Genomic DNA, 23,878 nt, shown 5'->3' on the forward strand with positions numbered 1-23,878 from the left:
CGCCGCCCGGCCGCCCGAAGGCGCTCGCACCGCAGCCCGCAGGGCGGAGGTTCTCTCATGACTCTCACAGGAAAACGCGCCCTCGTCACCGGCGCCAGCGGCGCGCTCGGCTCGGCCATCGCCCAACGTCTGGCGCGCGACGGCGCCACCGTGCTGCTGCATGCCAACTCGCGGCCCGAAGCGGTCGGGCAACTGGCCGCCGCCATCGTCGCCGCCGGCGGCAAGGCCGAATGCGTGGTGTTCGATCTGCGCAGCGACGATGCGGCGCGCGCCGCCTGCGAGCGCATGCTCGAGGGCGGGCCGGTGCAGGTCATCGTCAACAACGCGGGCGTGCACGACGACGCGGTGCTGCCGGGCATGAAGCCCGAGCAGTGGCACAAGGTGATCGACGTCTCGCTCAACGGCTTCTTCCGCGTCACGCAGCCCTTGCTGCTGCCGATGCTGCGCACGCGCTGGGGGCGCATCCTCAACATCTCGTCGGTGGCGGCACTGGCCGGCAACCGCGGGCAGGTCAACTATGCGGCCGCCAAGGGCGCGCTCAACAGCGCGACCAAGGCGCTGTCGCTCGAAGTGGCGGCGCGCGGCGTGACGGTCAACGCGATCGCGCCGGGCATCATCGCCTCGCCGATGGCCGACGGCGCTTTCGACGCCGCGATGATCAATCAACTGGTGCCGGTCAAACGCGCAGGCACGCCCGAGGAAGTGGCGTCGCTGGCCAGCTTCCTGGCCAGCGACGAAGCGGCCTACATCACGGGCCAGATCATCTCGATCAACGGCGGAATGATCTGAGCCTGCTCAGGGCTGGAAGGGCGGCCGTCGACGCAGCCTGCGGCGCACGAGCGAAGGCAGCCGCACGATGAACTCCAGAAAGAGCCTGCCGTGCATCCAGCTCAGCAGCAGGTTGTCGCGCACGTAGCGGAAGTGCGAGACGCCGCCCTCGGCGGCCGTGAGGTACTTGACCGGCGCATCGATGTTGACCGGCTTCACGCCGCGCCAGGCGAGGCGGACCACGGCCTCGGTGTCGAAGTCGAAGCGCCGCATCCAGGGTTCCCGCGCCATGATGGCGATCAACGCCGCGACCGGGTACACGCGAAAGCCGTAGAGCGAATCGCCGATGCCCGCGAACAGCGTCTCGACCTGGGTCCAGCCGTTGGAGACGCGCCGGCCGCGCACACGCAGCAGCGGTGCGCTGGCATCGAACACGGGACGGCCGAGGACCATGGTGTCGGGCCGGGCCTGCGAGGCCTGCATGAAGGTCGGAATCAGATCGGCCGGATGCTGGCCGTCGGAATCCATCGTCAGGGCGTGCGTGAAGCCGGCCTCTGCAGCCGCGCGCAGGCCGTGCAGTACCGCAGCGCCCTTGCCCTGGTTGGTCGGCAGCAGCCACGCGCGCAGGCCGGGGTCGGAGGCCGCCATCTGCTGCAGGCGCTCGCCGGTGCCGTCGGTGCTGCCGTCGACCACCACCCACACGGGATTCCACTGCGCACGCGCCGCACGGACCGTGGAGAACAACTGCTCACCCGTGTTGTAGCTGGGAATCAGGACAAGGTGGGTGCGCGAGGCGTCTGGCATGCGGGCTGCGCCTCGGGGGCGCGCTGTTCCGAGGGATGGCGGAAGTACTGTTCGATCTGGCGCAGCAGCAGGTCGCTGTCGTGCGAAGGCGCGAAGCGCTGGCCGAGCCGCAGCGTGAAGACGATCGGCAGCGGCGGCACGCGCCACAGCGGCCAGCCCTTGGCGAGGTAGGGCGATTCGGTATCGATGAAGACGGTCTGGATCGGCGCCTGCGCCAGCTTGGCGATCAGCGTGACGCCGGGGCGAAACGCATTGAGCGGCGGCGTGACGGTGCGCGTGCCCTCGGGGAAGATCACGAGCTGGCCGCCGTTCTTGAGGTCGGCCACGGCGAGCCGCACCATGGTGCGCGCCGAGTCGTTGCAGATGTACCGCGCCAGCCGCGCGCCGGCACCGAGGAAGACGTTGCGCATCAGGTCGGCCTTCATGATGCAGGCACTGCGCGGCAGGCGCGCCACCAGCAGCAGCGCATCGAGCATCGTCGGGTGGTTGGCCACCAGGATCAGGCCCTGTTCGTCGCGCAGGGCGTCCAGGCAGCCGGCGTCGATGCGCATCATGCCGGTGACCGAGGCGGCGGCCCAGAAGAAACGGTAGGCACGCGCGATGACGCTGCGGCCGAGCGCACGGCCAGTGGCCGCCGGCAGCACCGGATAGAGCAGCATCGCGATCAGGTTCCAGACCAGCGAGATGCTGCCCAGGCCCAGCAGCAGGGCATAGAGCGGCAGGGCCAGCGGAACCGAGAGCGCCCAGCGAAGCTGCGGATTCATCGCGTGCCGGCGCATTCAGGGGCGCAACGCGCCGTCGGTGACCGCGTGGGCCTCGATCTCCACCAGCAGGTCCTGGCGGCAGATGTCGGCCTCCAGATAGACGGCGTGGCTCACGGTGTGAGACGCCGTGCCCAGCGTTTCCTCGAGCACCTGGCGCACCATCGGCGCCTGGTCGACATGGCGCACGTACACCACGCAGTCCAGGCGCGAAAGATCGAAGCGGGTGGTGGCGCGCGCATTCGCCGCCTCGATCACCGCGGCCAGGTTGCGCAGTGTTTCCTGGGTCTGGGTGCGGACATCGCCGATGTGCACCGTCTCGTGCCCGACGATGCTCGCCGTGCCCGAGATGAAGAGCGCCACGTCGCCGCCGCCGATCTCCGCCAGTGCGGCGCGCGAGAAGGTCGGCGAACGCGGGCCGTAGGTCGGCGGATAGCGGTAGGCCGAGACCTGCCGCGGATTCTCGACCGGCAGCGGCGCGACGCGCCCGGCCAGGAAGCGGATGCACAGCGCGCCCTGCCGGATGCCGAGCGCACAGGCGGCAGGCGCGCCTTCGAACGCGGCCTGGCCGGCGTCGATGAAGGCCTGCTGCCGGCCCAGGTTGAACTGCCGGTAGCGTTCCATGCCGCCGCCGTCGCCGTTGATCTGCGGCAGGTAGTTCCACACACGCAGCAGGTGCGCGCAACCGGTCTGCGCCAGAGCCTCGAACAGGTCGTGGTAGGCGCGCTGCGCCAGCACGGCCAGGCCTTCCTTCTCGACCGCTTCGTCCAGGTCGATGGCGCCGAGCATCCAGTGGCCGTCGCAGCGCCAGCGCACGACGCCGGTGGTGCCCGACTCGATGTGCTCGCTGGCATGCCAGACATCGGCCATCGCGCCCGCCTGCGACAGCACGCGCGCGTTGACGGTAGGCATCCATGCGAGATCGTCGGGCGTTCCGTAGCCGAGCGCGCCGAAGGGCGAACGGCCGTCCGCGGCCAGGGCCAGACTGTCGGGCAGCGACAGCCGCTCGACGCGCAGGGGAGGGGCCCCGAGGGGATCGCGCGCGGTCACTGGGCCTCGACGATGTTTTCGCCGGCGAGCGGCCCGAGGTCGCGGATGTTGCGACGGCGTCTTTGCCAGGCATCCCAGCTTCGTCTCGCATTGCCCGCGGAGACGGCGAAGTAGATCAGCTTGAGAATGCGCAGCGAGCGCCAGATCGGCGTCTTGCCGTGGATGTCGCCGGCCAGCAGCGACATGAGTGCCTCGCCGACGCGAAACGGATTGGATGGGGTCATGAAGAACTCTCGCATGGTCGGATTGGTGACGCGGACGATGAACCACGTGAACTCGCGCGGGCCCTTGCGCATGTAGCGCTCGAAGCGGCGCCGCACGGCCGCGGCCTGGCGCGGCCGGTCGAGTGCGGCACCGACCACCTCCACGCCTTCGAAGGCGTTGTGCATTGCCAGATAGACGCCGGAAGAAAAAACGGGATCGACGAAGGTGAAGGCGTCGCCCAGCATCAGGTAGCGCTCGCCGCTGCAATGGCTGCTGGTGTAGGAGTAGTTGCCGGTGGCGTAGGCGGCATCGTCGACCAGCGTGGCGTTCTTCAGTCGCTCGGCCAGCGGCGCGCACATCGCGATGGTGTCGGCAAAGAAATCCTTCAGCGGCTTGCTGCGCGACTTGAGGTAGTAGGGCCAGCACACGGCGCCGATGCTGGTGGTTCCGTCGGCCAGCGGGATGTACCAGAACCAGCCATGGTCGAACCAGAAGATGGTGATGTTGCCTTCGAGCTTGCCCGGTGCCCGCTCGGCGTTGGTGAAGTGGCCGAAGAGGGCGGAGCTGTTGTGCTTGCGGTTCTTCTCCTTGGCCTTGAACTTGTTGGCGAGGAAGGTGTCGCGGCCCGAAGCGTCGATGACGAAGCCGGCGCGCCAGCTGCGCTTGGCGCCGTCGTCCAGCACCGTCTGGATGGTGGCGCCGTCGGCATCGAAACTGACGTCGCGAACGCGGCAGCCTTCGATCGTGTGCGCGCCCTGTGCTGCCGCGTTGCGAAAGAGGATCTCGTCCATCTCGGAGCGCCGGACCTGCCATGCGTAGGGCATGGTCTTGTCCCAGGCCTCGGAGAATTCGAGCCGGGTGATGAAGTCGTGATCGGGCGAGACGAACTCGACGCCCCATTTGGGCATGCCGATGCGTTCGAGCTGGTCGCGCACGCCGAGCTTGTCGAACAGCGCGACGTTGGCGGGAAGCAGCGATTCGCCGATGTGAAAGCGCGGGTGGTGCGCCTTCTCGACCATCACGACCTTGCGGCCCTGGCGGGCGAGCAGCGCGGCCGCCGTCGAGCCGCCCGGGCCGCCGCCGATCACGAACACGTCGCAGGTGTCCTGCGCGATCGCTGCGGCTTCGTTCGTCGTTGTGGTGTTCATGCGCGAGGGCTTCAAAGGGTTCCGGATAGATGCCCCGTCCGGGCCATGGTGCATCAGCGTGGACGATTATCCCCAAAAGGCATCGACGGCCCTGTAGGCATGCGCCGGGCGTTGTACGTGGCGGACAGTAAACTCGCTTCCTGCTTCGAAAACACAAGATAGCGAGATAGAAAGCCATGGCCGGACACAGCAAATGGGCGAACATTCAGCACCGGAAAGGCCGGCAGGACGAGAAGCGCGGCAAGCTCTGGACCCGCGCCATCCGTGAAATCATGGTGGCCGCGCGCACCGGCGGCGGCGACCTGAGCGCCAATCCGCGCCTGCGGCTGGCGGTCGAGAAGGCCAAGGCGGTCAATCTGCCGGCCGACACCGTCAAGCGCAACATCGACAAGGCCACCGGCAACCTCGAAGGCGTCAACTACGAGGAAATCCGCTATGAAGGCTACGGCATCGGCGGCGCCGCCATCATCGTCGACACCATGACCGACAACCGCGTGCGCACCGTCGCCGAGGTGCGCCATGCCTTTTCCAAGCACGGCGGCAACATGGGCACCGAAGGCTCGGTCGCCTTCCAGTTCAAGCATTGCGGCCAGTTCGTGTTCGCGCCCGGCACGAGCGAAGACAAGGTGATGGAAGTCGCGCTCGAGGCCGGCGCCGAGGATGTCGTCACCGACGACGAAGGCGCGATCGAGGTGCTGACGGCCGTCGGCGACTTCGAGGCGGTCAAGAACGCGCTCGAGGCCGCGGGCCTGAAGCCCGAGCTGGCCGAGGTCACGATGCGGGCCGAGAACACCATCGACCTGGCCGGCGACGAAGCCGCCAGGATGCAGAAGCTGCTCGACGTGCTGGAAGACCTGGACGACGTCCAGGAGATCTACCACAACGCCGCGCTGTCCGAATGACACAACCCATGAAAGCCTGCGCATGAAGGTACTGGTGATCGGGGGCGGTGGCCGCGAGCACGCGCTGGCGTGGCGGCTGGCGCAGGCCGAACGGGTCAGCAAGGTCTACGTGGCGCCCGGCAACGGCGGCACGCGCACCGATTCGCGCTACGAATGCATCGACCTGGCCGAGCCCGCCGCCCTGCGGGCCTGGGCCGCGAAGGAAAAGATCGCGCTGACCGTGGTCGGCCCCGAGGCGCCGCTGGCCGCCGGCGTGGTCGACGAGTTCCGCGCCAACGGGCTGCGCATCTTCGGGCCGACCAAGGCGGCGGCGCAGCTCGAAAGCTCCAAGGCCTTCTCGAAGGCCTTCATGAAGCGCCATCGCATTCCGACGGCCGAGTACGAGGCCTTCACCGATGCCGCGGCCGCGCACGCCTACGTCGACGCCCGGGGCGCTCCGATCGTCGTCAAGGCCGACGGCCTGGCGGCGGGCAAGGGCGTGGTGGTCGCCATGACGGTCCAGGAGGCGCACGAGGCGATCGACTTCATGCTGGTCGACAACAAGTTCGGCGTCTCGCACAACGAGGGCGAGGACGGCAAGGCGTCGCCGCGCGTCGTCATCGAGGAGTTCCTTGCGGGCGAAGAGGCCAGCTTCATCGTGCTGTGCGACGGCCGCAACGTGACCGCGCTGGCCACCAGCCAGGACCACAAGCGCCTGCAGGACGACGACCAGGGGCCGAACACCGGCGGCATGGGTGCCTATTCGCCGGCGCCGGTGGTGACCGCGGAGGTCCATGCGCGCGCCATGCGCGAGATCATCCTGCCGACGATCCGCGGCATGGAGAAGGACGGCATTCCCTACACGGGCTTCCTCTACGCCGGCCTGATGATCGATGCCGCCGGCCACCCGAAGACGCTCGAATTCAACTGCCGCATGGGCGATCCCGAGACGCAGCCGATCATGATGCGGCTGAAGTCCGATCTGTTCGAGGTGTTCTGGCATGCGACCGACGGCACGCTGGACCAGGTCGAACTCGACTGGGACCGCCGCGTCGCGCTCGGCGTGGTGATGGCGGCGCACGGCTATCCGCTCGCGCCGCGCAAGGGCGATCGCATCGGCGGCATTCCGCCCGAAGCGCCCGATGCCGTGGTGTTCCATGCGGGGACCACGATCGACGGCAAGGAGCTGCGCACCAGCGGCGGCCGCGTGCTCTGCGTGACCGTGCTGGCCGACAGCGTCAAGCAGGCGCAGCAGCGCGCCTATGCGGTGGCGGCGCGCATCCAGTTCGACGGCGCGCAATACCGCAAGGACATCGGGCACCGCGCCGTCCACGCGCGCGGCGCGCACAGCTGATGCCCTCGCAGCCGGAAGCGGTCGGCGACTACCTGCGCGGGCTGCAGCAGCGCATCGTGGCGGCGCTCGAGGCGGCGGACGGCACGACCTGCGTGCGCGATGCCTGGCACAAGGAACCGGGCGAGCCCTTGCAGGGCAGCGGCCTGACCTGCATCCTCGAGGATGGCCCGCTGTTCGAACGCGCGGGCTGCGGCTTCTCGCAGGTGCGCGGGCCGAAGCTGCCGCCCTCGGCGACGCAGCACCGGCCCGAGCTCGCCGGCGCGCCCTTCGAGGCGATGGGTGTCTCGCTGGTGTTCCATCCGCGCAATCCCTATGTGCCGACCGTGCACATGAACGTGCGCATGATTGCCGCGCTGCCGGTCGACGCGCCGCCGGTGTGCTGGTTCGGCGGCGGCATGGACCTCACGCCGTACTACGGCTTCGAGGACGACGCGGTGCATTTCCATCGCAGCTGCCGCGATGCGCTCGCGCCCTTTGGCGACGACAAATATCCGCGCTTCAAGAAGTGGTGCGACGAGTATTTCTTCCTGAAGCATCGCAACGAGCAGCGCGGCATCGGCGGCATCTTCTTCGACGATTTCGCCGAGCTGGAATTCGCTCGGAGTTTTGCCATGCTGCGCTCGGTCGGCGACGCCTTGCTGCCGGCCTATCTGCCGATCATGGAGCGGCGCCGCGACACGCCCTACGGCGAGCGCGAGCGGGCCTTCCAGCTTTATCGTCGCGGGCGCTATGTCGAGTTCAATCTGGTGTGGGACCGCGGCACCCATTTCGGCCTGCAGTCGGGTGGTCGCACCGAATCGATCCTGTTGTCGATGCCGCCGCTCGCGAGCTGGGCCTATCGCCAACAGCCCGCGCCGGGCAGTGCGGAGGCCGCCCTCTACGAGCACTTCATCGTGCGGCGCGAATGGCTGTGACGGGCGCGCCCCCCGCCGATGCGCGGCAGGCGCTGCGCATCGGGGTGTTCGGCGGCGCCTTCGATCCGCCGCACGACGCGCACCGGGCCCTGGCCGAGGCGGCGCTGGCGCAGTTGGCACTGGCCGAACTGCGCATCTTTCCGACCGGCCAGGCCTGGCACAAGCAGCATGCATTGAGCGCTGCCGAGCATCGGCTCGCAATGACGCAGCTGGCCTTTGCCGGCCTCGCGAACACGGTGATCGATGCCCGCGAGATCCGGCGCGCGGGGCCGTCCTACACCCTCGACACCCTGCGCGAACTGCGGCAGGAACAGCCGGCGGCGCAACTGGTGCTGATCATGGGCGCCGACCAGGCGACGGCCCTTCCCAGCTGGCATGGCTGGCGGGACATCTTGTCGATCGCTATCGTTTCTGTAGCGTATCGCGCAACAGCCGCGGGCTTTGCCGATCGATTTGACCCTAGAATCCTGCCTGACCCGCCAGCCACCGCGCGCTTCGAGCCCCTCGAGCTTCCCGCGATGGACGTCAGCGCGACCGAGATCCGGACACGCGTTGCGCACGGCGAAGATATTTCCAGCTTGGTTCCTGCGGCGGTTGCACGCTATATTGACCGACATCACCTCTACCACTCCGCCTGATGACCACTGAAGCCGCCGCCAAGAAAGACACCCAGAAACTCCAGAGAGCCATCGTCGATGGGCTGGAAGACGTCAAGGCGCAGGACATCCAGGTTTTCGATACCGAGCATCTCTCGCCGCTCTTCGAGCGCGTGATCGTCGCCTCCGGCACATCCAACCGTCAGACCAAGGCGCTCGCCGCCAGCGTTCGCGATGCGGTGCGCGACGCCGGCTTCGGCAAGCCCCGCGTCGAGGGAGAGGCCAATGGCGAATGGATCATCGTGGACTGCGGCGCGGCGGTCGCGCACATCATGCAGCCGGCGATCCGGCAGTACTACCACCTCGAGGAAATCTGGGGCGACAAGCCGGTGCGTTCCAAGCTCGGTGCCTCCAAGCCCGCAGCGCCTCCGGTCCTGAAGCTGGTCGAGAACAAGCCGGCGTCGGCAAAGACCACCTCCCTGCGCCGCACCAGCGCAGCCAAGACGGCGATCCGCGCCGCGGAGCAGGCGGCCAAGCCGAAAGTCGTGGCGAAGAAGCCCGCGACCAAACCGGTGCTGAAGAAAGTCATCGTGAACAAGGCGCCCGCGAAAAAGGCCGCAACGGCCGTCGCCTCGAGGAAGGCCGCTCCCACGGCCAGGAAAGCCACGCGCAAGACCCCCTCGCCGAAGTCATGAAGCTGCTGGTGGTCGCAGTCGGGCAGCGCATGCCCGACTGGGCACAGACTGCCTGGGACGACTACGCCAAGCGCTTCCCACCCGAACTCAAGCTCGAACTGCGCGCGGTCAAGACCGAGCCGCGCGGCTCCAAGACGATCGAGACGCTGCATGCCGCCGAGCGCGCTCGCATCGAAGCGTCGATCGCCAAGGGCATGCGCGTCGTGGCGCTGGACGAGCGCGGCACCGCACTCACCACCAAGGCGCTCGCGGCCCGTCTGCAGGCATGGCAAGGCGGGGGCGATGACGTCGCACTCGTGATCGGCGGCCCCGATGGGCTCGATCCCGCCTTCAAGGCCGCGGCGCACGAGCGCATCCGGCTGTCCGATCTGACGCTGCCGCATGCGATGGCGCGGGTGTTGCTGGTCGAGCAGTTGTACCGGGCGTGGTCGGTCAATGCGGGCCATCCGTACCACCGCGAATGAAGGTCGGCTTCATCTACCTGGCGTCGCAGAGTCCGCGCCGTGCACAGTTGCTGACGCAGCTGGGGGTTCGCCACGAACTGCTGCTGGCCGCGCCCGACGAAGACGCGGAAGCGCTGGAGGCGGTGATGAAGAGCGAAGCGCCCACGACCTATGTGCAGCGTGTCACGGCCCTCAAGCTCGATGCGGCGGTGGCGCGGCATCGGCGCCTGGGCCTGCCCCCGGCGCCCATTCTCTGCGCCGACACCACCGTCGCGCTGGGCCGTACGATTCTCGGCAAGCCCGAGCACGCGCGCGATGCGCAGCGCATGCTGGCGTTGCTCGCCGGTCGCACGCACCGCGTGCTGACTGCGGTCGCAGTGCAGCACGGCCAGCGCAGGCACGCCGCGCTCAGCGTGTCGCGTGTGCATTTCGCCGCCGTCGGTGCAGCGCGCATCGCCGACTACGTGGCAAGCGGCGAACCGTTGGGCAAGGCCGGTGCCTATGCGATCCAGGGACGCGCCGCGGCCTTCGTCGAGCACATCAGCGGCTCGCATTCGGGCATCATGGGCCTGCCGATGTTCGAGACAGCGCAATTGCTGCGCAAAGTCGGCTTCACTCTCTGAGACCATGACAAGCGCCTTGCCACCACTCCATGCCAAGGCCTCCGCGGGTCCGGCTCCGCCGGCCCGCCGGTGGCGACCCCCGGTAGGGGGGTGGGCGAAGCGACACGAAGTCCGCGCAGCCTGGGGGGCGAGCCAATGACTCAAGACATCCTGATCAACTGGTCGCCGCAGGAGACTCGCGTCGCGCTGGTCGAGCAAGGGGCCGTCCAGGAGTTGCACGTAGAGCGCACGCTCGAGCGCGGCCTGGTCGGCAACGTCTATCTCGGCAAGGTCTCGCGCGTGCTGCCGGGCATGCAGTCGGCCTTCATCGACATCGGACTGGACCGCACCGCCTTCCTGCACGTGGCCGACATCGTGACGCCCTTCACGCCAGGCTCGCGGCCGAGCAGCGTGCAGCCCGAACGCGATCACCGCAACGCGAGCGCCATGGTGCCGATCGAGAAGCAGGTGTTCGAAGGTCAGTCGCTGCTGGTGCAGGTGATCAAGGATCCGATCGGCACCAAGGGCGCGCGGCTGTCGACCCAGATCAGCATCGCCGGACGGTTGCTGGTGTTCCTGCCGCAGGACAACCATGTCGGCGTCTCGCAGAAGATCCCGCCCGACCTGCGCGATGCGCTGCGCGCGCGGATGCAGACGCTGATCGAGGCCGCTGCCGTTGCCGAGAGCGGCGGTGTGCTGCCGGTCAGCACGGGCGGCTTCATCCTGCGCACCAATGGCGAGGATTCGAGCGACGCCGAACTGACCGAGGACATCGCCTACCTGCGCAAGACCTGGTCGCGCATCCGCGAGCTGTCGATGCGCATGCCGGCGATGTCGCTGCTGCACCAGGACCTGAGCCTGCTGCAGCGCGTGCTGCGCGACATGACGAGCGAAGACACGCAGACCATCCGCATCGACTCGCGCGAGCAGTTCGATGCGCTGCTCAAGTTCGGCCTCGAGTTCATGCCGCAGGCGGCCGGCAAGCTGCAGCTCTACAAGGGCGAGCGGCCGATCTTTGACCTCTATGCGATCGACGAGGAGATCGCGAAGGCGCTCGGCCGGCGGGTCGATCTGAAGTCGGGCGGCTACCTGGTCGTCGACCAGACGGAAGCGCTGACCACGGTCGACGTGAACACCGGCGGCTTCGTGGGCGCGCGCAATTTCGACGACACGATCTTCAAGACCAACCTCGAGGCGGCCCAGGCCATCGCGCGCCAGCTGCGGCTGCGCAACCTGGGCGGGATCATCATCGTCGACTTCATCGACATGGCGCGCGACGACCATCGCGAGCAGGTGCTGGCCGAGTTCCGCAAGCAGCTCGCGCGCGACCGGGTCAAGACCACGGCGGGCGGCTTCTCGCAGCTGGGCCTGGTCGAGATGACGCGCAAGCGCACGCGCGAATCGCTGGCTCACATGCTGTGCGAGCCCTGCGCCGCCTGCAAGGGCCAGGGCATCGTGAAGACCGCGCGCAGCGTGGCCTACGACGTGCTGCGCGAGATCCTGCGCGAGGCGCGGCAGTTCACGCCGCGCGAGTTCCGCATCGTGTCCTCGCCGCAGGTGATCGAGCTGTTTCTCGACGAGGAGAGCCAGCATCTTGCGGGCCTGAGCGATTTCATCGGCAAGCCCATTTCGCTGCAGGCGGAGCCTGCGATGGGCCAGGGCCAATACGACATCGTGCTTCTCTAGCTCGCCCCCAGGCTGCGCGCACTTCGTGTCGCTTCGCCAACCCCCTGCCGGGGGCAACACCTGCGGCCCGGCAAAGCCGGTTCCGCGGTGTTTCGCGAAGGGGCAGGGCGCCAGCGTGTTTCAGAGCGTGGCTGTCTGGCCCGCGGGAGTCTTCTTGATCGCATTGGTCTGCAGCCGCGCATAGAGCCCGTCCAGCGCCATCAGCTGCGCATGGCTGCCTTGCTCGGCGATGCGGCCGTGTTCCATCACGACGATGCGGTCGGCATGCTGGATGGTCGACAGCCGATGCGCGACGATCAGCGTGGTGCGGCCTTGCATCAGCCGCTGGAGGGCGTCCTGCACGAGCCGCTCGGATTCGGTGTCGAGCGCCGACGTGGCCTCGTCGAGCAGCAGGATCGGCGCGTCCTTGTAGAGCGCCCGCGCGATCGCGAGCCGCTGGCGCTGGCCGCCCGAGAGCTGGGTGGCGTTGTGGCCCAGCACGGTGTCCATGCCCTGCGGCAGGCTGTCGACATGCCCGGTCAGGTTGGCCGCTGCGATGCATTCCAGCACGCGTTGCCGCTCGATCGATGCGCCGAGCGCGACGTTGGCGGCCAGCGTGTCGTTGAGCATCACCACGTCCTGGCTGACCATCGCGAATTGCGCGCGCAGGCTTCGCAGCTGCCATTCGGCGGTCTCGTGGCCGTCCAGCAGCACCTGGCCGGCGCTCGGCAGCACGAAGCGCGGCAGCAGGTTGACCAGCGTGGTCTTGCCCGAGCCGGAAGGTCCGACGAAGGCCACCACCTCGCCGGGCTCGATGGCGAGGCTGACGCCGTCGAGCGCGCGTGCCTCGTCGTCGCCGCGGTAGTTGACCCGCACGTCGCGCAGCTCGATGTGACCCTCGGCGCGAGGCAGCTCGAAGCGGCCTTGCGGCTCCGAGGCGACGCTGTCGATCAAGGCGAGCCCGCGCTCGAGCGCCGCCAGGCCGCGCGTGATCGGATTGGCCATGTCGGCGAGCCGGCGGATCGGCGCGATCAGCATCAGCATCGCGGTGATGTAGGCGACGAAGCCGCCCACCGTCAGGCCCTGCTCGCCGCTTTGCCAGAGCGCGATCATCACCACCACCGACAGCGCGACCGCGGCCAGCAGTTGCGTGAGCGGCGTCATCGCGGCCGATGCGATGGTCGACTTCACCGCGAGCCGATTCAGACTGTGGCTCAGGCGCTCGAAGCGGGCGGTCTGGCCGGCTTCGGCGTTGTGCAGACGCACCATGCGATGGGCCAGCACATTCTCCTCGACCACATAGGCGAGCTCGTCGGTGGCCTGCTGGCCGAGGCGGGTGAGGTGGTAGAGGCGTTTGGACAGCACCTTCATGATCCAGGCCACGCCGGGCACGAGCACGCCGACGATCAGCGTGAGCTTCCAGTTCAGATAGAGCAGGTAGGCGAGCAGCGCGATCAGCGTGAAGCCATCGCGCGAAACGCCCAGCAGCGCCTGCACCAGCAGCATCGCGCCGGTCTGGACTTCGTAGACCACGGTGTTCGACAGCGCGCTGGCCGATTGCCGCGAGAACAGCGCGAGTTCGGCCGCCAGCAGGCGCTCGAAGAGCACGCGGCGCAGCCGCTGCATGCCTTCGTTGGCGATGCGCGCCAGCGCGTACTGCGAGACGAACTGCGCGAGACCGCGCACCGCGAACAGCAGGATGATGGCTGCCGGCACGGTCCAGAGCGCAAGCTGTCCGCGCGAGAAGCCACGGTCCAGCAGTGGCTTCAGCAGCGCGGGCATCAGGGGTTCGGTCAGCGCGGCCAGCATCGCGGAGACGATGCCGATCACCCACCAGCGACGCGAGCCGCCGAACCAGGACATGAGTCGCGCGAGTCGGCGCTTCAGAGGGGGGCGCGCGATCTCGGCGGCGGGGGAAGGCTGCATGGCGGCGGATTCTACGGTCGCGCCTGTAGGACCAAGCCGGTTTCCTCTACGTCTTGTGACGCTGCATCCATTGCAATGTGTACCATGGAGCCCCGTCCGGCTTTGGAAACTTAATCGCCGGAAACTTCTCCGAACTGCATGAACAAGCCGTTGCAAGACATCTCCCCAACCCCTTCTTCATCGTTCCTGGCCCGTCGCACCCTGATTGCGGCTCTTGTTGCCTCTCCCGCGTTTCCGGTCCTTGCCCAGTTCCGGGTGGAGGTTTCCGGCGTGGGGCTGACGCAGTTGCCGATCGCGCTGGTTCCGTTCAAGGGGCAGGATGCGTCGCCGCAAAAGATCTCCGCCATCATCCAGGCCGACCTCGAACGCAGCGGGCAGTTTCGCGGCGTCGATGCGTCCGGGCAGGATCTGGACGAGGCCTCCCATCCCGATCTGAGCCTGTGGCGCCAGCGCACGGCCGACTCGCTGGTCGTGGGCAGCGTCAAGCGATTGGCCGATGGCCGCTACGAGGTGCTCTTCCGGCTGTGGGACGTGGTCCGCGGGCAGGACCTCGGTGGCCAGAGCTACACCGTGCCGCAAGGGGACCTGCGCCTGGCCTCGCATCGCATCGCGGACTACGTGTACGAAAAGCTGACCGGAGAAAAGGGCATCTTCTCGACCCGCATCGCCTACGTCACGAAGAACGGCGCGCGCTACAACCTCTGGGTCGCCGACGCCGACGGCGAGAACGCGCAGGCCGCGCTGGCCAGTCCGGAGCCGATCATCTCGCCGCGCTGGTCTTCCAACGGCACGCAGCTGGCCTATGTGTCCTTCGAGTCGCGCAAGCCGGTGGTGTACGTGCACAACGTCTCCAGCGGCCAGCGTCGCCTGGTGGCCAACTTCCGCGGCTCCAACAGCGCGCCGGCCTGGGCACCGGACGGCAGCACGCTGGCGGTCACGCTGAGCCGCGACGGCGGGTCGCAGCTCTACACGATCTCCTCGAACGGTGGCGAACCGCGCCGGCTCACGCAGAGCAACAGCATCGACACCGAGCCGTTCTATTCGGCCGACGGCGGCACGATCTACTTCGTGAGCGACCGCGGCGGCGCACCGCAGATCTACAAGATGGGCGCCGGCGGCGGCAATCCGACGCGCGTGACCTTTTCCGGCACCTACAACATTTCTCCTGCGATCAGCGGCGACGGCCGGTGGTTGGCCTACATCTCTCGCATTGGCGGTGCCTTCAAACTCCAGGTGATGGAACTGGCGACCGGAAATGTCCAATCGATCACCGACACCTCGGCCGACGAGCGGCCGAGTTTTGCCCCCAACAGCAAGCTGATCGTCTATGCCACGCGCCTGCAAGGCCGCGAGGCATTGATGACCACCACGCTCGACGGAAAAATAAAAGCTCGACTGGCAGGACAGGCGGGAGACATCCGGGAACCGGACTGGGGTCCGTTTCTAAAGCAATGATTCACATGAGGAGTTCGAAATGTTAAGACGTACGATTTATTCGCTGGCCATCGTGGCGCTGATTGCCGGTTGCTCGTCCGGCACCAAGCTGAACGACACGCCGGTGGTCGACCGCAATGGCGGCATGGGCGGTGCGGGCGGCGCAGCCAGCGGTGTGGCGCCGGTGACCATCGACCCGAACGCCGGCACGGCGCAAGGTCCGGTCGGCGTCGCGCGGATCATCTATTTCGACTTCGACAGCTACACCATCAAGCCCGAGTTCCAGCAGCTCATCGATGCGCATGCACGCTTCCTGAAGGCCAACCCGCAGCGCCATGTGTCCATCGAAGGGCACACCGACGAGCGCGGCGGCCGCGAATACAACCTGGCGCTCGGCCAGAAGCGTTCCGAAGCGGTGCGTCGGGCCTTGGACCTGCTCGGCGTCTCCGACAACCAGGTCGAGGCCGTGAGCTTCGGCAAGGAAAAACCGGCAGTGCAAGGTACGGGTGAAGAAGTGTGGGCGCAGAACCGCCGCGCCGAGATCTCCTACCGGCAATGACGCAGCGCGCCTCCTTGCGAGGCGCGGCCGTTGCCGCTGCCTTGCTTTGCGCTTCGCTGGGCGCGCACGCCGCGCTTTTCGAGGACGACGAGGCTCGCAAGGCGATCCTCGATCTGCGCCAGCGCGTCGAAGCCATGCGCCAGCAGAGCGAGCAACGCCAGACCGACGACAACGCGCAGTTGCGGCGCAGCCTGCTCGATCTGCAGAACCAGATCGAGCAGATGCGCGGCGACATGCAGCGCATGACCGGGCAGAACGAGCAGCTCACGCGCAGCATCACCGAGCTGCAGCAGAACCAGACCGCGATCGGCGACAAGCTCAAGCAGAACGAGCCGACCAAGGTGTCGGTGGACGGCCGCGAATTCACCGCCGATCCCAAGGAAAAAGCCGACTTCGATGCGGCGCTCGGCGTGTTTCGCGGCGGCCAGTTCGCGCAGGCGCAGACCGCGTTCGCCGACTTCGTGAAGCGCTATCCGCAAAGCGGCTACAACGCCTCGGCCCTGTTCTGGCTCGGCAATGCGCAATACGCCACCCGCAACTACAACGAGGCGATCGCCAATTTCAGGTCGATGCTGTCCCTCGCGCCCGACCATGCGAAGGCGCCAGAGGCCGTGCTGTCGATCGCGAATTGCCAGATCGAGCTGAAGGACACGCGCGCGGCGCGGCGCACGCTGGAAGATCTGGTCAAGGCCTATCCCCAGTCGGAAGCCGCGCAGGCCGGGCGAGAGCGCCTCTCCCGACTCCGGTAGCGCCGGGCGCGCAGCGTGTCGAGCACCCTGTCTCCCATCGTCCAGGCGGACGATGCCGATCTGGCCCGTCGCTTCGGCGGGCTGGAGCGCCTTTACGGCGTGGCAGGAGCGGCCCGTCTGCGCAATGCCCACGTGCTTGTCGCCGGCATCGGCGGTGTCGGCTCATGGGCGGTCGAGGCGCTCGCACGCAGCGCGGTCGGCAGCTTGACGCTGATCGATCTCGACCACATTGCCGAATCCAACATCAATCGCCAGATCCACGCGCTCGACACCACCGTGGGCCAGGCCAAGGTCGAAGTGATGCGCGAGCGCATTGCCCATATCAATCCGGCGTGCAAGGTTCTTGCGATCGACGAATTCGTCGAGCCCGGCAACTGGGCGGCGCTGCTGGCAAACGCAGAGGCAGCCCACGGACCGGTGAGCGCCGTCATCGATGCCTGCGACCAGGTGCGCGCCAAGCTCGCGATGGCCGCATGGGCACGTGAATCGGGCACGGCTTTCGTCACGGCCGGCGCGGCCGGCGGAAAGCGGCTGGCGCACAAGGTCGACATCGATGACCTCGCGCTGGTCACCCACGATCCGCTGCTGGCGCAACTGCGCCAGCGCCTGCGCAAGATGCACGGTGCGCCGCGCGAGGGACGCAAGATCGGCGTGAGCTGCGTCTTCAGCCGCGAGAGCGTCGCACCCCCGGATGCCTCGTGTGCCATGGAAGGCGATGGTTCGCTCAATTGCCATGGCTATGGTTCGGTGGTGAGCGTCACGGCCACCTTCGGCCAGTGCGCTGCCGGCTGGGTCATGGACCGGCTGGCTCGCGGCACCACGCTATAATTTCAGGCTTTGCCGGATTCGTCCGCTCAAGGCAGAGTCGATGAAATCGAGAGTGGGACGTTAGCTCAGTTGGTAGAGCAGCGGACTTTTAATCCGTTGGTCACAAGTTCGAATCTTGTACGTCCTACCATCCGCTAAGCCGCATGGTTATTGAAGATCCTGCTATCAGTTTGGTAGCGGGATTTTTTATTTCCATCCTCGATTTTGCGGCCATGTAGCCATCATGTAGCCATCAGCACATGGTTTCGTACCTTGAGCTGGTTTGCTTGTTTCCCGTTCGACTTAGACAATCCAAGGGGTCAACAAACGGAGAGAGCATGCTGAACGGTCTTGGTCGCCTCAGTGCGGCAATCTGGGGTTTCGTGGGCCTGTGGGTGTTCTGGTTGCTCGCCAGTGTCTGCTTTAGCGCCAAGCAAGCAGCAGGCGAGAACTTGAAGGGCGCGCTTGTCCTCGTTTCGGCGATGGCGATCGTCTACGGATTGCACCGAGTTACTTGCTGGGTCATGGGCGGCTTCGCACAGCCCAAGGGCGCCGCCGTTCAGCACGGCCGTTGATCAACTCGAAAGGGAGTTTTTCAGGTTCAGAGCGGAGCAGGTGAAGCCAGGAAAAGACCATGCGGAGCGTTCCGCGCGCGCGAGGTCGTGCCGCGCCTAGGTCGCCGCATGCGGGTTACCGGCGTCCGAAGAGACCGCTTAACAGCCCGTACCAGAACATGCGAAGCGCACTGGGCGCCTTCGGCTTGGCTGGGTCAGCGTGACGATGAACGGTGACGTATGACAGCCCATTGCCGGGCAAACTGGTTGTGACGCGCGTCTTGCCACGACCAATGTTCACCGTGGCTCCCTTGCCGCCGATAGACGTGCTTATCCCGCTCTTGCTCAGGTTCAACCGAACGCCAGGCAGGATCTTGATGCGCCTGTTAAGTCTGAAACCCATGTCTTTCAAGCGCGAATGTATCCAGCAGCGCCGGAACTACGTGCGAGGGTCATTGACAGATGTTTCGCCATTCATATTCACCCGTCTGTGGATTCTGAACCTGCATCTGTTGGCAGTTGGTCGTTCCTAGTGGTGGGAGGCTGAGTGACGGCAATGGTTGGAGCGCCAATGGTGCCATCGGGCAAATTTGCGCTGAACAGATCGGAGCGATGTCAAGTGAGCTTGAGCAAAGAGCGACAGATTGACCATTGACGCATTGGCAGGCGCAAGCGGCATTGGCACCTCCACCAATCAGCAAGCCAACTGCCGCGATCCATGCGCTGCGTATCACTTCGTACCCGCTTTCCCGGTGTATGGATTGACGTTGCCTCGCGTCGAGTAGTTGTCGCTCTTGGTGCTGTTCGGGTTTGTCGCACGGGCCGGCGCAACATACGTACCGTTGCTCTTCGTATATCCGTGGATCGAGTGACTAGAACTGCTCGATCCGGTCCCGTAGCTCGCGCTATGCGAGCCGCCGCCTCTAGCGAATGCGCCCGCAGCAATCAAGCAAAAGCATGCACCGATGACAATCGTCTTCTTCATTTGTAAGTCTCCTCGCCCACAATCGGGCCGCCGTAGTTTGCGCTCTTGCAGCCTCATCCGGAGTGCCGTCGTTTGAGTGACTGCCAACTAGTTGGCAGATCAGGCACGCGCAGGCGTCCAAAATCTGAAAGAGGGGCACTATGGAGCCGACAAAACCGACAAAAGCCACTCAAATCTAGAAAAGGGCCGGGATAGGCACTGACAAAAGGGGCCAAAAGGGTATCCACAGGGCTTCAAACACGCTCAGGCGCTTTAACAACGACGGGTTGAGGGGGCGGTAGCTTCGGTCGTTCTGCGGGCTTGTTGCCCGACATTGGCGGCCGAGGTGGAGCGCGCCGGGAGATTGCAGTCATGCGAAGAACGCTTGCCCGCACACTTGCCGGTAGGTCTGCCCCATAGCCTTGAGTTGGGCTTCGGTGAGGGCCAACGGTGGACCATCGTTCTCCATCTCGTCGGCCAGACACAAAAGCGGGATCTTCTTCGGCGTGGGAACCTGCTGCATCAGCAAAGCGCAGCACGTCACCAACGCCGAGACCTTGGCCTCTAGCTCCTCAAGGCGCTGCTCCGAGGTCTGCTGCATGCTCAGCGCGGCTTCTTCTTGGTGTCCTTTTTTGGCGGCACGCTTGCCATTTTCTTCTGTGCATTGCGAAGCATGATCGCAAGCAAGCCGGGCGTCGCCGGGGTGTTGCGCTGCGCGGGTCTATACATTTCTCAACTCCTTGGTAAATCGAAGGGATCAGCCCTTCACTGTGAGAAAGCCTCAACGGCTTCTCTTTGCTCCCGTAACGCTCCATTGGCCGCCTTGACCAATTCGCGGACGATCTTCCAATGCGCACCGGAGTAGGCATTACGAGACACCTTGAACTTTCCTTGCGCGCTTCGAGGGCCGGTGGACTTCTCCCACGGTTGCCAGCTCCGGATCAGCTCGGCCTGTCGGGCGCGTCGCTCCGGTGTCCATCCATTCGCCATTTCTATTCTCCAAAAGTTTGTTTTGATCACTTTCTTTTTCCCCCGCCTGCGCGGGAACGCCGTTGTTGATCTGCTGCTGGCCGCTGTTGATGTTGCTGACATTCTTGGCATAGACAACCTGACGCGGAAACTTCAGATCGACCAGGGCTTGAATCGTCGAGCGGCTTTGCGCCTGCGCCTTGAACGACAGGCCAAGGAACGCCTCGAAGTGACGTTGTAGGCTCTGCTCCCTTGCGCGGTGGGCCAAGTTGGTCGAGAGCGTTTGCAGCGCGATAGCCTGACCGACGAGCATCCCTTCGAGGTCCGACAGGTCGCCACCCTTCACCGCTTGCGTGATGCGCCTTACCTCAGTGATGGTCGAATTGATGTCGCTATCGCTTCGGATGTGCCCTTGATACTGCTGCAAGGCCATCGCAGCATTCAATGCGGGATCGACCATCGAGCGGCCTACCGTCTGCCCTTCGGTTTCAGGTTTCCCCTCAGCTCCGATCCGTTGGTCGAGACGGAGGACTAGTTCGGCCGGTTTCGTCATTTGTCACCTTTCGGCGGTCTACGCCCTTCGTGCGCTACACCGCAGTTCGGAATCTCTCTAAGATCCCTCACCATGGAAATCTTTGGCATCACATTCACGGCATACATGTTCTGGAAGCTCGTCGCTCTGGCTGTGTTGGCTGGCGTGGTGAATTTCATCTATTCGTTCAGGACGGGCCGCAACCTCAGTGACGACCTGGAGCAGCTACAGCAACAGGAGCGGAGCGCAAAAGCCCAAGCGATGCGGGAGAGAGCAGGCCCATAGGCTGCTGCTGCATCCGGACGAGGTATTCGCTCAGCGCCTTGTCCATCTCGCCAGGGTCGGCCAACAGGCTTCCCATCAGGCTTACCTTGCCTTTGAGTGCCGTTGCTCGCAGCGTGTCGAGCATGGGACCAGTGAGACGGCCGACGACCGGCAGACGGTGCGCGAAGGCCTTCATCGCTGGATGATCGAGCATCCCGAGACCTAGAGCGCTCTGCACGTTCTGAGCGGTGTTCGAGCCATTCGCCATTCCCAGGCTTGCCGCGCTGTCTGCCCGTGCGAGATCGCTTCCAACGCCGTAGATCTGTGCCCGTTCGGCATCCGACATCAGGCCGTCCAGGGCACCGGTTCGAGCAGCAACCCAGTTCGCATACTTGGCGTTCGTGAGATTGCCGAATCGGTTGGTCTGGTTCGCAGCATCCGTGATCGCGTAGTTCTTGAGCGCCGCTTCGGTCTGCGGGTCGGCGATCTTGCGAAATGCCGCGATGTCGGCCGACTGTGATCCGCGAGGGTTGAAGAACTTCGGCGCCAACTCGGCACCTTGCGCAGCCGGGAGACCATCCCCACCGCGTTGGAAGATCGAGGTCTGCGGGCCGGTGTGGAAGCGGTCCATCTTGTCCGCATGGAGCTTCACCGCGTCTTGCCAGGCCTGCACGATGTCAGTGGGGAAGTATTCGCCTTGTGCCCCCTTGCCGGCTGCGACTTGACGTGTGCGCTCATCCAGGGCCGCAATCATCTGACGCAGCGCAGCAGCTTCCTTGTTCGACCCTTTGGCGGATGCTTGGTCCGCGGCCTCCCCGAGAGACGAACGCATGTTCTGCATCTCGCGGAAGGCAACCGGCTTCGGGATCACGGTAGCTCCAGGAGCTTCACCCATCGAAGCCTCGGCACCGGCCCGCGTGCTGCGCGTGAGGTCTGCCGTGTTCGAGATGACCTTTTCGCCGGCTGCATGGTCCCGCAGAGCATTGAGCAGAGTAACGGGATCATCCTCAGGGATGAAACCTTGGGCATGCATCGCCGATGCCAAGGTATCGAGCGACTGACCCCGCCCGTTCTGCATGACGCGACCAAGACCGGATTGGCGAAGGTCGGCCAGCTCACCGGCCATCCCGCGAGAGGAAACCGTACCGGTGTTGATACCGCCCAGGTTCTGAAGCGCCTGAACGATATTTTGCGGCTGCGATCGAGCACCAGGCGCGACAGTGGCCGTGATCGGGGGGAGGGTCTCCGTCCCGATCCTGTTCGCCTCTGCAAGAGCCGCGTCTACCTTTCCCCCGGTGCCGAACGTGCCATCACCAAGGAACTTGTTCTTGGCCGCCTGCATCTGATCGATCGGGAGATTGAAGCGCGTTTCGTTGAAGGGGTCTACAGCGTCAAACGCAGCGTTGACTTGCTTGGAAGCCTGAGCTTCTGCCGGTCGCACAGCGGAGGTAAGGCCATTGCCAAAGTTTTCTGCTGCTTGCTGCACGGTTCCACTGACCGGGGACACCCGATCGAGCGTTGCGAGGCGTGCCGCATCTTGTGCCGTCTCGCGGTTGAGAATGGCGGTATCGCCGCTGTTGCGAAGCGTCCGCTGAAGTTGGCTGATCCCAGGGTTTTGCAGGATCTGCGGGACGGTTGGCCCCTCTCCAACGATGTTCGGCCCTTGCTGTGCGATCGCAGCCTTTACCGCAGCAATCTCTTCCGGGGTCTTGTAACCGCCAGCATTCAAGATGGCTTGAGCCGCTCGAACCTCATCGGGCGTCATCATGCTTCGAGCGACATTCCCGGCCGCCCCCAGAACCTTGCCGGCACCAGCCACAACCGGGCCAGTCGCAGCCCCGACGACACCGCCAGCATTCGCCGCTGCTGGATCGACCACGCCGGCACTTGTGTAGCCGTTGATCCCACCGCCGAGCGAGCGCAGGCCGAGATTTCCAGCTTGACCAAACAACGTCGAAGGCGTCAGGCCGGTCCTAAATCCACCGGTAGTGATTGAATCGCCCAGGGCGTTGAGAACAGGCGCAGCCCGAGACAGCATCGGCAGCGTAGACAGCCCTTTGACGCCAGCACCGAGAACACCGCCAAGCGGTGCGGTCGCTGCGATGTTTCCACCCACACGGCCAACAGCGAATGGGAGGGAATCGTTTTCCTTATCGTATGCGTCGAGGCCAGCCTTGCGCTGGGCGTTCTGCAATTCCGATGGACTTTGCGGAGCCTGACCCGTCACGAGGCTGGAAAGGTTCGCGGGCGGTCGAATACCGGGATTGCCAGTAAAAACGCCAAGCGGATCGCCGTTCGCCGCCAGGCCGGTCATCAAGTCACTGCCTAGCTTTGTCCCCCGGTTGATGATCGTATTCCCGACATCTGCGAATCCGCTTGCCAAGCCCTTGACCGCATCCCGGGCCATGCCAGGATTCACTGCCGCATTGACCAAGAAGCCGACAGGCGTTGCGTTCGAGAGCGCACCTACTGCCGTGCCGAGCATCGAGCCTTGATCCTGCACGGGCTGACGTGCAGCGGCCGAAGCAGGGGCGGCAGCGGGCGCGGGCGCTTGCCTGAACTGCGCTACCAGGGCATCCATCGGATCTGCTGATTGGGTCGCTTGCTGGGCCTGTTGTGGCTGCTGCTTGTACTGGCTCACCAAGTCAGAAAGCTCCGGGGAGAGATCGCTTTGCATGTTGGTCCTGTTGCTGACGGTCCCCGCATTGGCGGACGGGAAAAGGGAACTTGCCGCGTTGCCGACGGCGTTCATCACCGGACCAGGTGCTGAACCAACCATGCGCGTTGCTTGGACGATCTTGTCCGCATAGCGCGGATCCTCTGCGTAACCTTTGAGGCCGGCAGCGAAGGCAGCAGGATCCGTTCCTGCACCCAGCGCGCCGGGATACTTGCGAGCGATCAGGCTTGCATAGTCATCAGCGAACGCGCTTGGAGTGGGATAGGTGCGGTACTTTTCTCGGCTCCCCGTCATGTTGTCGGTCGCTACCGTTCCACCACCAGAGAAGTCTTTGATGTTGCCAAGGTTGTTGGTCCCTGGAATGATCGACTTGCCCCAGCCGGTTTCTAGGCCGAGCTGACCAAGGATGATTTTCGGATCGACACCGAGCTTTCCGCCGATCTGTTCCGCGATGGGGGAATAGGTGGAAATGAAATCTGCCGGTGCATTGACGCGCGGGACGCTGGCCGGGATACCGGCAGAGCTGCCGAGCGAATCTAGGACGCTCATCAGCTCCAT

Annotated in this window: 25 protein-coding genes and 1 tRNA gene; 15 read left to right on the top strand and 11 right to left on the bottom strand. The window is 65.5% G+C overall.

The window, feature by feature from the left end:
• The first annotated feature begins 57 nt into the window (after positions 1–57).
• The gene (gene fabG / locus E5P2_RS12770) at positions 58–789 is read left to right on the top strand and encodes a 3-oxoacyl-ACP reductase FabG (RefSeq protein WP_162567533.1); all 732 of its coding nucleotides are present in this window, start codon (positions 58–60) and stop codon (positions 787–789) included.
• A 6-nt stretch (positions 790–795) separates the two neighbouring features.
• Here the strand turns inward: fabG and E5P2_RS12775 are convergent, their stop codons facing one another.
• The 4 genes from E5P2_RS12775 to E5P2_RS12790 are packed head-to-tail and all read right to left on the bottom strand — an operon-like array spanning position 796 to position 4,735.
• Positions 796–1,572 carry a glycosyltransferase family 2 protein gene (locus E5P2_RS12775; protein WP_162567534.1) on the bottom strand — a complete coding sequence of 259 codons (777 nt, stop codon included), beginning with the start codon at positions 1,570–1,572 and terminating at the stop codon, positions 796–798.
• The gene (locus tag E5P2_RS12780) at positions 1,539–2,336 is read right to left on the bottom strand and encodes a lysophospholipid acyltransferase family protein (RefSeq protein WP_162567535.1); all 798 of its coding nucleotides are present in this window, start codon (positions 2,334–2,336) and stop codon (positions 1,539–1,541) included. The genes E5P2_RS12775 and E5P2_RS12780 overlap by 34 nt, the downstream gene beginning before the upstream one ends.
• 15 nt (positions 2,337–2,351) lie before the next feature.
• On the bottom strand, positions 2,352–3,383 hold the full coding sequence (locus tag E5P2_RS12785) for a chorismate transformation enzyme, FkbO/Hyg5 family (protein ID WP_162567536.1): 1,032 nt from the start codon (positions 3,381–3,383) through the stop codon (positions 2,352–2,354).
• Positions 3,380–4,735, bottom strand: a complete 1,356-nt coding sequence (locus E5P2_RS12790; RefSeq protein ID WP_162567537.1) for an NAD(P)/FAD-dependent oxidoreductase — start codon at positions 4,733–4,735, stop codon at positions 3,380–3,382. The genes E5P2_RS12785 and E5P2_RS12790 overlap by 4 nt, the downstream gene beginning before the upstream one ends.
• Before the next feature lie 176 nt (positions 4,736–4,911).
• Between E5P2_RS12790 and E5P2_RS12795 the strand changes: the two genes are divergently transcribed.
• The 8 genes from E5P2_RS12795 to rng all read left to right on the top strand — a co-directional run bounded on the left by E5P2_RS12795 (position 4,912) and on the right by rng (position 11,906).
• Positions 4,912–5,637: a YebC/PmpR family DNA-binding transcriptional regulator gene (locus E5P2_RS12795; RefSeq protein ID WP_162567538.1), complete on the top strand. Its 726-nt coding sequence runs from the start codon at positions 4,912–4,914 to the stop codon at positions 5,635–5,637.
• A gap of 22 nt (positions 5,638–5,659) precedes the next feature.
• On the top strand, positions 5,660–6,970 hold the full coding sequence (gene purD / locus E5P2_RS12800; protein WP_162567539.1) for a phosphoribosylamine--glycine ligase: 1,311 nt from the start codon (positions 5,660–5,662) through the stop codon (positions 6,968–6,970).
• Complete coding sequence (gene hemF / locus E5P2_RS12805) at positions 6,970–7,884, top strand: oxygen-dependent coproporphyrinogen oxidase (protein WP_174262665.1); 915 nt, start codon at positions 6,970–6,972, stop codon at positions 7,882–7,884. The genes purD and hemF overlap by 1 nt, the downstream gene beginning before the upstream one ends.
• Positions 7,875–8,522 carry a nicotinate-nucleotide adenylyltransferase gene (nadD, locus tag E5P2_RS12810; RefSeq protein ID WP_162567540.1) on the top strand — a complete coding sequence of 216 codons (648 nt, stop codon included), beginning with the start codon at positions 7,875–7,877 and terminating at the stop codon, positions 8,520–8,522. The genes hemF and nadD overlap by 10 nt, the downstream gene beginning before the upstream one ends.
• The gene (rsfS, locus tag E5P2_RS12815) at positions 8,522–9,175 is read left to right on the top strand and encodes a ribosome silencing factor (protein WP_162567541.1); all 654 of its coding nucleotides are present in this window, start codon (positions 8,522–8,524) and stop codon (positions 9,173–9,175) included. Before nadD ends, rsfS begins: the two co-directional genes overlap by 1 nt.
• On the top strand, positions 9,172–9,639 hold the full coding sequence (rlmH, locus tag E5P2_RS12820; protein WP_162567542.1) for a 23S rRNA (pseudouridine(1915)-N(3))-methyltransferase RlmH: 468 nt from the start codon (positions 9,172–9,174) through the stop codon (positions 9,637–9,639). Before rsfS ends, rlmH begins: the two co-directional genes overlap by 4 nt.
• Positions 9,636–10,241 (top strand): Maf family protein, encoded by a 606-nt coding sequence (locus E5P2_RS12825; RefSeq protein WP_162567543.1) that lies wholly within the window; start codon positions 9,636–9,638, stop codon positions 10,239–10,241. Before rlmH ends, E5P2_RS12825 begins: the two co-directional genes overlap by 4 nt.
• Before the next feature lie 135 nt (positions 10,242–10,376).
• On the top strand, positions 10,377–11,906 hold the full coding sequence (gene rng, locus E5P2_RS12830) for a ribonuclease G (RefSeq protein WP_162567544.1): 1,530 nt from the start codon (positions 10,377–10,379) through the stop codon (positions 11,904–11,906).
• A gap of 120 nt (positions 11,907–12,026) precedes the next feature.
• Here the strand turns inward: rng and msbA are convergent, their stop codons facing one another.
• Positions 12,027–13,811 (bottom strand): lipid A export permease/ATP-binding protein MsbA, encoded by a 1,785-nt coding sequence (msbA, locus tag E5P2_RS12835; RefSeq protein ID WP_162567545.1) that lies wholly within the window; start codon positions 13,809–13,811, stop codon positions 12,027–12,029.
• 138 nt (positions 13,812–13,949) lie between these two features.
• On the opposite strand from msbA, the gene tolB reads away from it, so the two are divergent.
• The 6 genes from tolB (at position 13,950) to E5P2_RS12865 (ending at position 17,935) form a co-directional block, all read left to right on the top strand.
• A complete protein-coding gene (tolB, locus tag E5P2_RS12840) occupies positions 13,950–15,266 on the top strand; it encodes a Tol-Pal system beta propeller repeat protein TolB (protein ID WP_232080680.1) in 1,317 nt (438 codons plus the stop codon).
• A gap of 19 nt (positions 15,267–15,285) precedes the next feature.
• Positions 15,286–15,804 (top strand): peptidoglycan-associated lipoprotein Pal, encoded by a 519-nt coding sequence (gene pal / locus E5P2_RS12845; protein WP_162567546.1) that lies wholly within the window; start codon positions 15,286–15,288, stop codon positions 15,802–15,804.
• Positions 15,801–16,553 (top strand): tol-pal system protein YbgF, encoded by a 753-nt coding sequence (ybgF, locus tag E5P2_RS12850; RefSeq protein ID WP_162567547.1) that lies wholly within the window; start codon positions 15,801–15,803, stop codon positions 16,551–16,553. Before pal ends, ybgF begins: the two co-directional genes overlap by 4 nt.
• Before the next feature lie 15 nt (positions 16,554–16,568).
• A complete protein-coding gene (locus E5P2_RS12855) occupies positions 16,569–17,381 on the top strand; it encodes a tRNA threonylcarbamoyladenosine dehydratase (RefSeq protein WP_162567548.1) in 813 nt (270 codons plus the stop codon).
• Positions 17,382–17,435: 54 nt separating this feature from the next.
• Positions 17,436–17,511: transfer RNA gene (locus E5P2_RS12860), tRNA-Lys, on the top strand.
• Between the two features lie 187 nt (positions 17,512–17,698).
• Entirely contained in the window at positions 17,699–17,935 is a 237-nt protein-coding gene (locus E5P2_RS12865) for a hypothetical protein (RefSeq protein ID WP_162567549.1), read from the top strand.
• Between the two features lie 115 nt (positions 17,936–18,050).
• On the opposite strand, the gene E5P2_RS12870 is transcribed toward E5P2_RS12865, so the two are convergent.
• The 6 genes from E5P2_RS12870 to E5P2_RS12890 all read right to left on the bottom strand — a co-directional run bounded on the left by E5P2_RS12870 (position 18,051) and on the right by E5P2_RS12890 (position 23,878).
• Positions 18,051–18,317, bottom strand: coding sequence for a DUF4236 domain-containing protein (locus E5P2_RS12870; protein WP_162570471.1), 267 nt, complete (start codon positions 18,315–18,317; stop codon positions 18,051–18,053).
• A 327-nt stretch (positions 18,318–18,644) separates the two neighbouring features.
• Entirely contained in the window at positions 18,645–18,899 is a 255-nt protein-coding gene (locus tag E5P2_RS12875; protein WP_162567550.1) for a hypothetical protein, read from the bottom strand.
• Positions 18,900–19,248: 349 nt separating this feature from the next.
• Positions 19,249–19,479, bottom strand: a complete 231-nt coding sequence (locus tag E5P2_RS12880) for a hypothetical protein (protein WP_162567551.1) — start codon at positions 19,477–19,479, stop codon at positions 19,249–19,251.
• A gap of 2 nt (positions 19,480–19,481) precedes the next feature.
• Positions 19,482–19,607: a hypothetical protein gene (locus E5P2_RS38140; protein WP_269475675.1), complete on the bottom strand. Its 126-nt coding sequence runs from the start codon at positions 19,605–19,607 to the stop codon at positions 19,482–19,484.
• A 139-nt stretch (positions 19,608–19,746) separates the two neighbouring features.
• Entirely contained in the window at positions 19,747–20,400 is a 654-nt protein-coding gene (locus E5P2_RS12885) for a hypothetical protein (RefSeq protein WP_162567552.1), read from the bottom strand.
• A 184-nt stretch (positions 20,401–20,584) separates the two neighbouring features.
• Positions 20,585–23,878, bottom strand: a complete 3,294-nt coding sequence (locus E5P2_RS12890; protein WP_162567553.1) for a glycoside hydrolase family 73 protein — start codon at positions 23,876–23,878, stop codon at positions 20,585–20,587.

Origin of the sequence: Variovorax sp. SRS16 (genome assembly GCF_901827165.1) — a bacterium.
Classification (GTDB): Bacteria; Pseudomonadota; Gammaproteobacteria; order Burkholderiales; family Burkholderiaceae_C; genus Variovorax.

Coding starts and splice junctions, on each gene's coding strand:
- E5P2_RS12880 (WP_162567551.1), bottom strand. CDS start 19,479: ATGCAGCAGACCTCGGAGCAGCGCCTTGAGGAGCTAGAGGCCAAGGTC.
- ybgF (WP_162567547.1), top strand. CDS start 15,801: ATGACGCAGCGCGCCTCCTTGCGAGGCGCGGCCGTTGCCGCTGCCTTG.
- nadD (WP_162567540.1), top strand. CDS start 7,875: ATGGCTGTGACGGGCGCGCCCCCCGCCGATGCGCGGCAGGCGCTGCGC.
- rlmH (WP_162567542.1), top strand. CDS start 9,172: ATGAAGCTGCTGGTGGTCGCAGTCGGGCAGCGCATGCCCGACTGGGCA.
- E5P2_RS12870 (WP_162570471.1), bottom strand. CDS start 18,317: ATGGGTTTCAGACTTAACAGGCGCATCAAGATCCTGCCTGGCGTTCGG.
- E5P2_RS12790 (WP_162567537.1), bottom strand. CDS start 4,735: ATGAACACCACAACGACGAACGAAGCCGCAGCGATCGCGCAGGACACC.
- E5P2_RS12890 (WP_162567553.1), bottom strand. CDS start 23,878: ATGGAGCTGATGAGCGTCCTAGATTCGCTCGGCAGCTCTGCCGGTATC.
- E5P2_RS12780 (WP_162567535.1), bottom strand. CDS start 2,336: ATGAATCCGCAGCTTCGCTGGGCGCTCTCGGTTCCGCTGGCCCTGCCG.
- E5P2_RS12875 (WP_162567550.1), bottom strand. CDS start 18,899: ATGAAGAAGACGATTGTCATCGGTGCATGCTTTTGCTTGATTGCTGCG.
- E5P2_RS12885 (WP_162567552.1), bottom strand. CDS start 20,400: ATGACGAAACCGGCCGAACTAGTCCTCCGTCTCGACCAACGGATCGGA.
- fabG (WP_162567533.1), top strand. CDS start 58: ATGACTCTCACAGGAAAACGCGCCCTCGTCACCGGCGCCAGCGGCGCG.
- purD (WP_162567539.1), top strand. CDS start 5,660: ATGAAGGTACTGGTGATCGGGGGCGGTGGCCGCGAGCACGCGCTGGCG.
- pal (WP_162567546.1), top strand. CDS start 15,286: ATGTTAAGACGTACGATTTATTCGCTGGCCATCGTGGCGCTGATTGCC.
- tolB (WP_232080680.1), top strand. CDS start 13,950: ATGAACAAGCCGTTGCAAGACATCTCCCCAACCCCTTCTTCATCGTTC.
- E5P2_RS12825 (WP_162567543.1), top strand. CDS start 9,636: ATGAAGGTCGGCTTCATCTACCTGGCGTCGCAGAGTCCGCGCCGTGCA.
- hemF (WP_174262665.1), top strand. CDS start 6,970: ATGCCCTCGCAGCCGGAAGCGGTCGGCGACTACCTGCGCGGGCTGCAG.
- rng (WP_162567544.1), top strand. CDS start 10,377: ATGACTCAAGACATCCTGATCAACTGGTCGCCGCAGGAGACTCGCGTC.
- E5P2_RS38140 (WP_269475675.1), bottom strand. CDS start 19,607: ATGTATAGACCCGCGCAGCGCAACACCCCGGCGACGCCCGGCTTGCTT.
- rsfS (WP_162567541.1), top strand. CDS start 8,522: ATGACCACTGAAGCCGCCGCCAAGAAAGACACCCAGAAACTCCAGAGA.
- E5P2_RS12775 (WP_162567534.1), bottom strand. CDS start 1,572: ATGCCAGACGCCTCGCGCACCCACCTTGTCCTGATTCCCAGCTACAAC.
- E5P2_RS12865 (WP_162567549.1), top strand. CDS start 17,699: ATGCTGAACGGTCTTGGTCGCCTCAGTGCGGCAATCTGGGGTTTCGTG.
- E5P2_RS12795 (WP_162567538.1), top strand. CDS start 4,912: ATGGCCGGACACAGCAAATGGGCGAACATTCAGCACCGGAAAGGCCGG.
- msbA (WP_162567545.1), bottom strand. CDS start 13,811: ATGCAGCCTTCCCCCGCCGCCGAGATCGCGCGCCCCCCTCTGAAGCGC.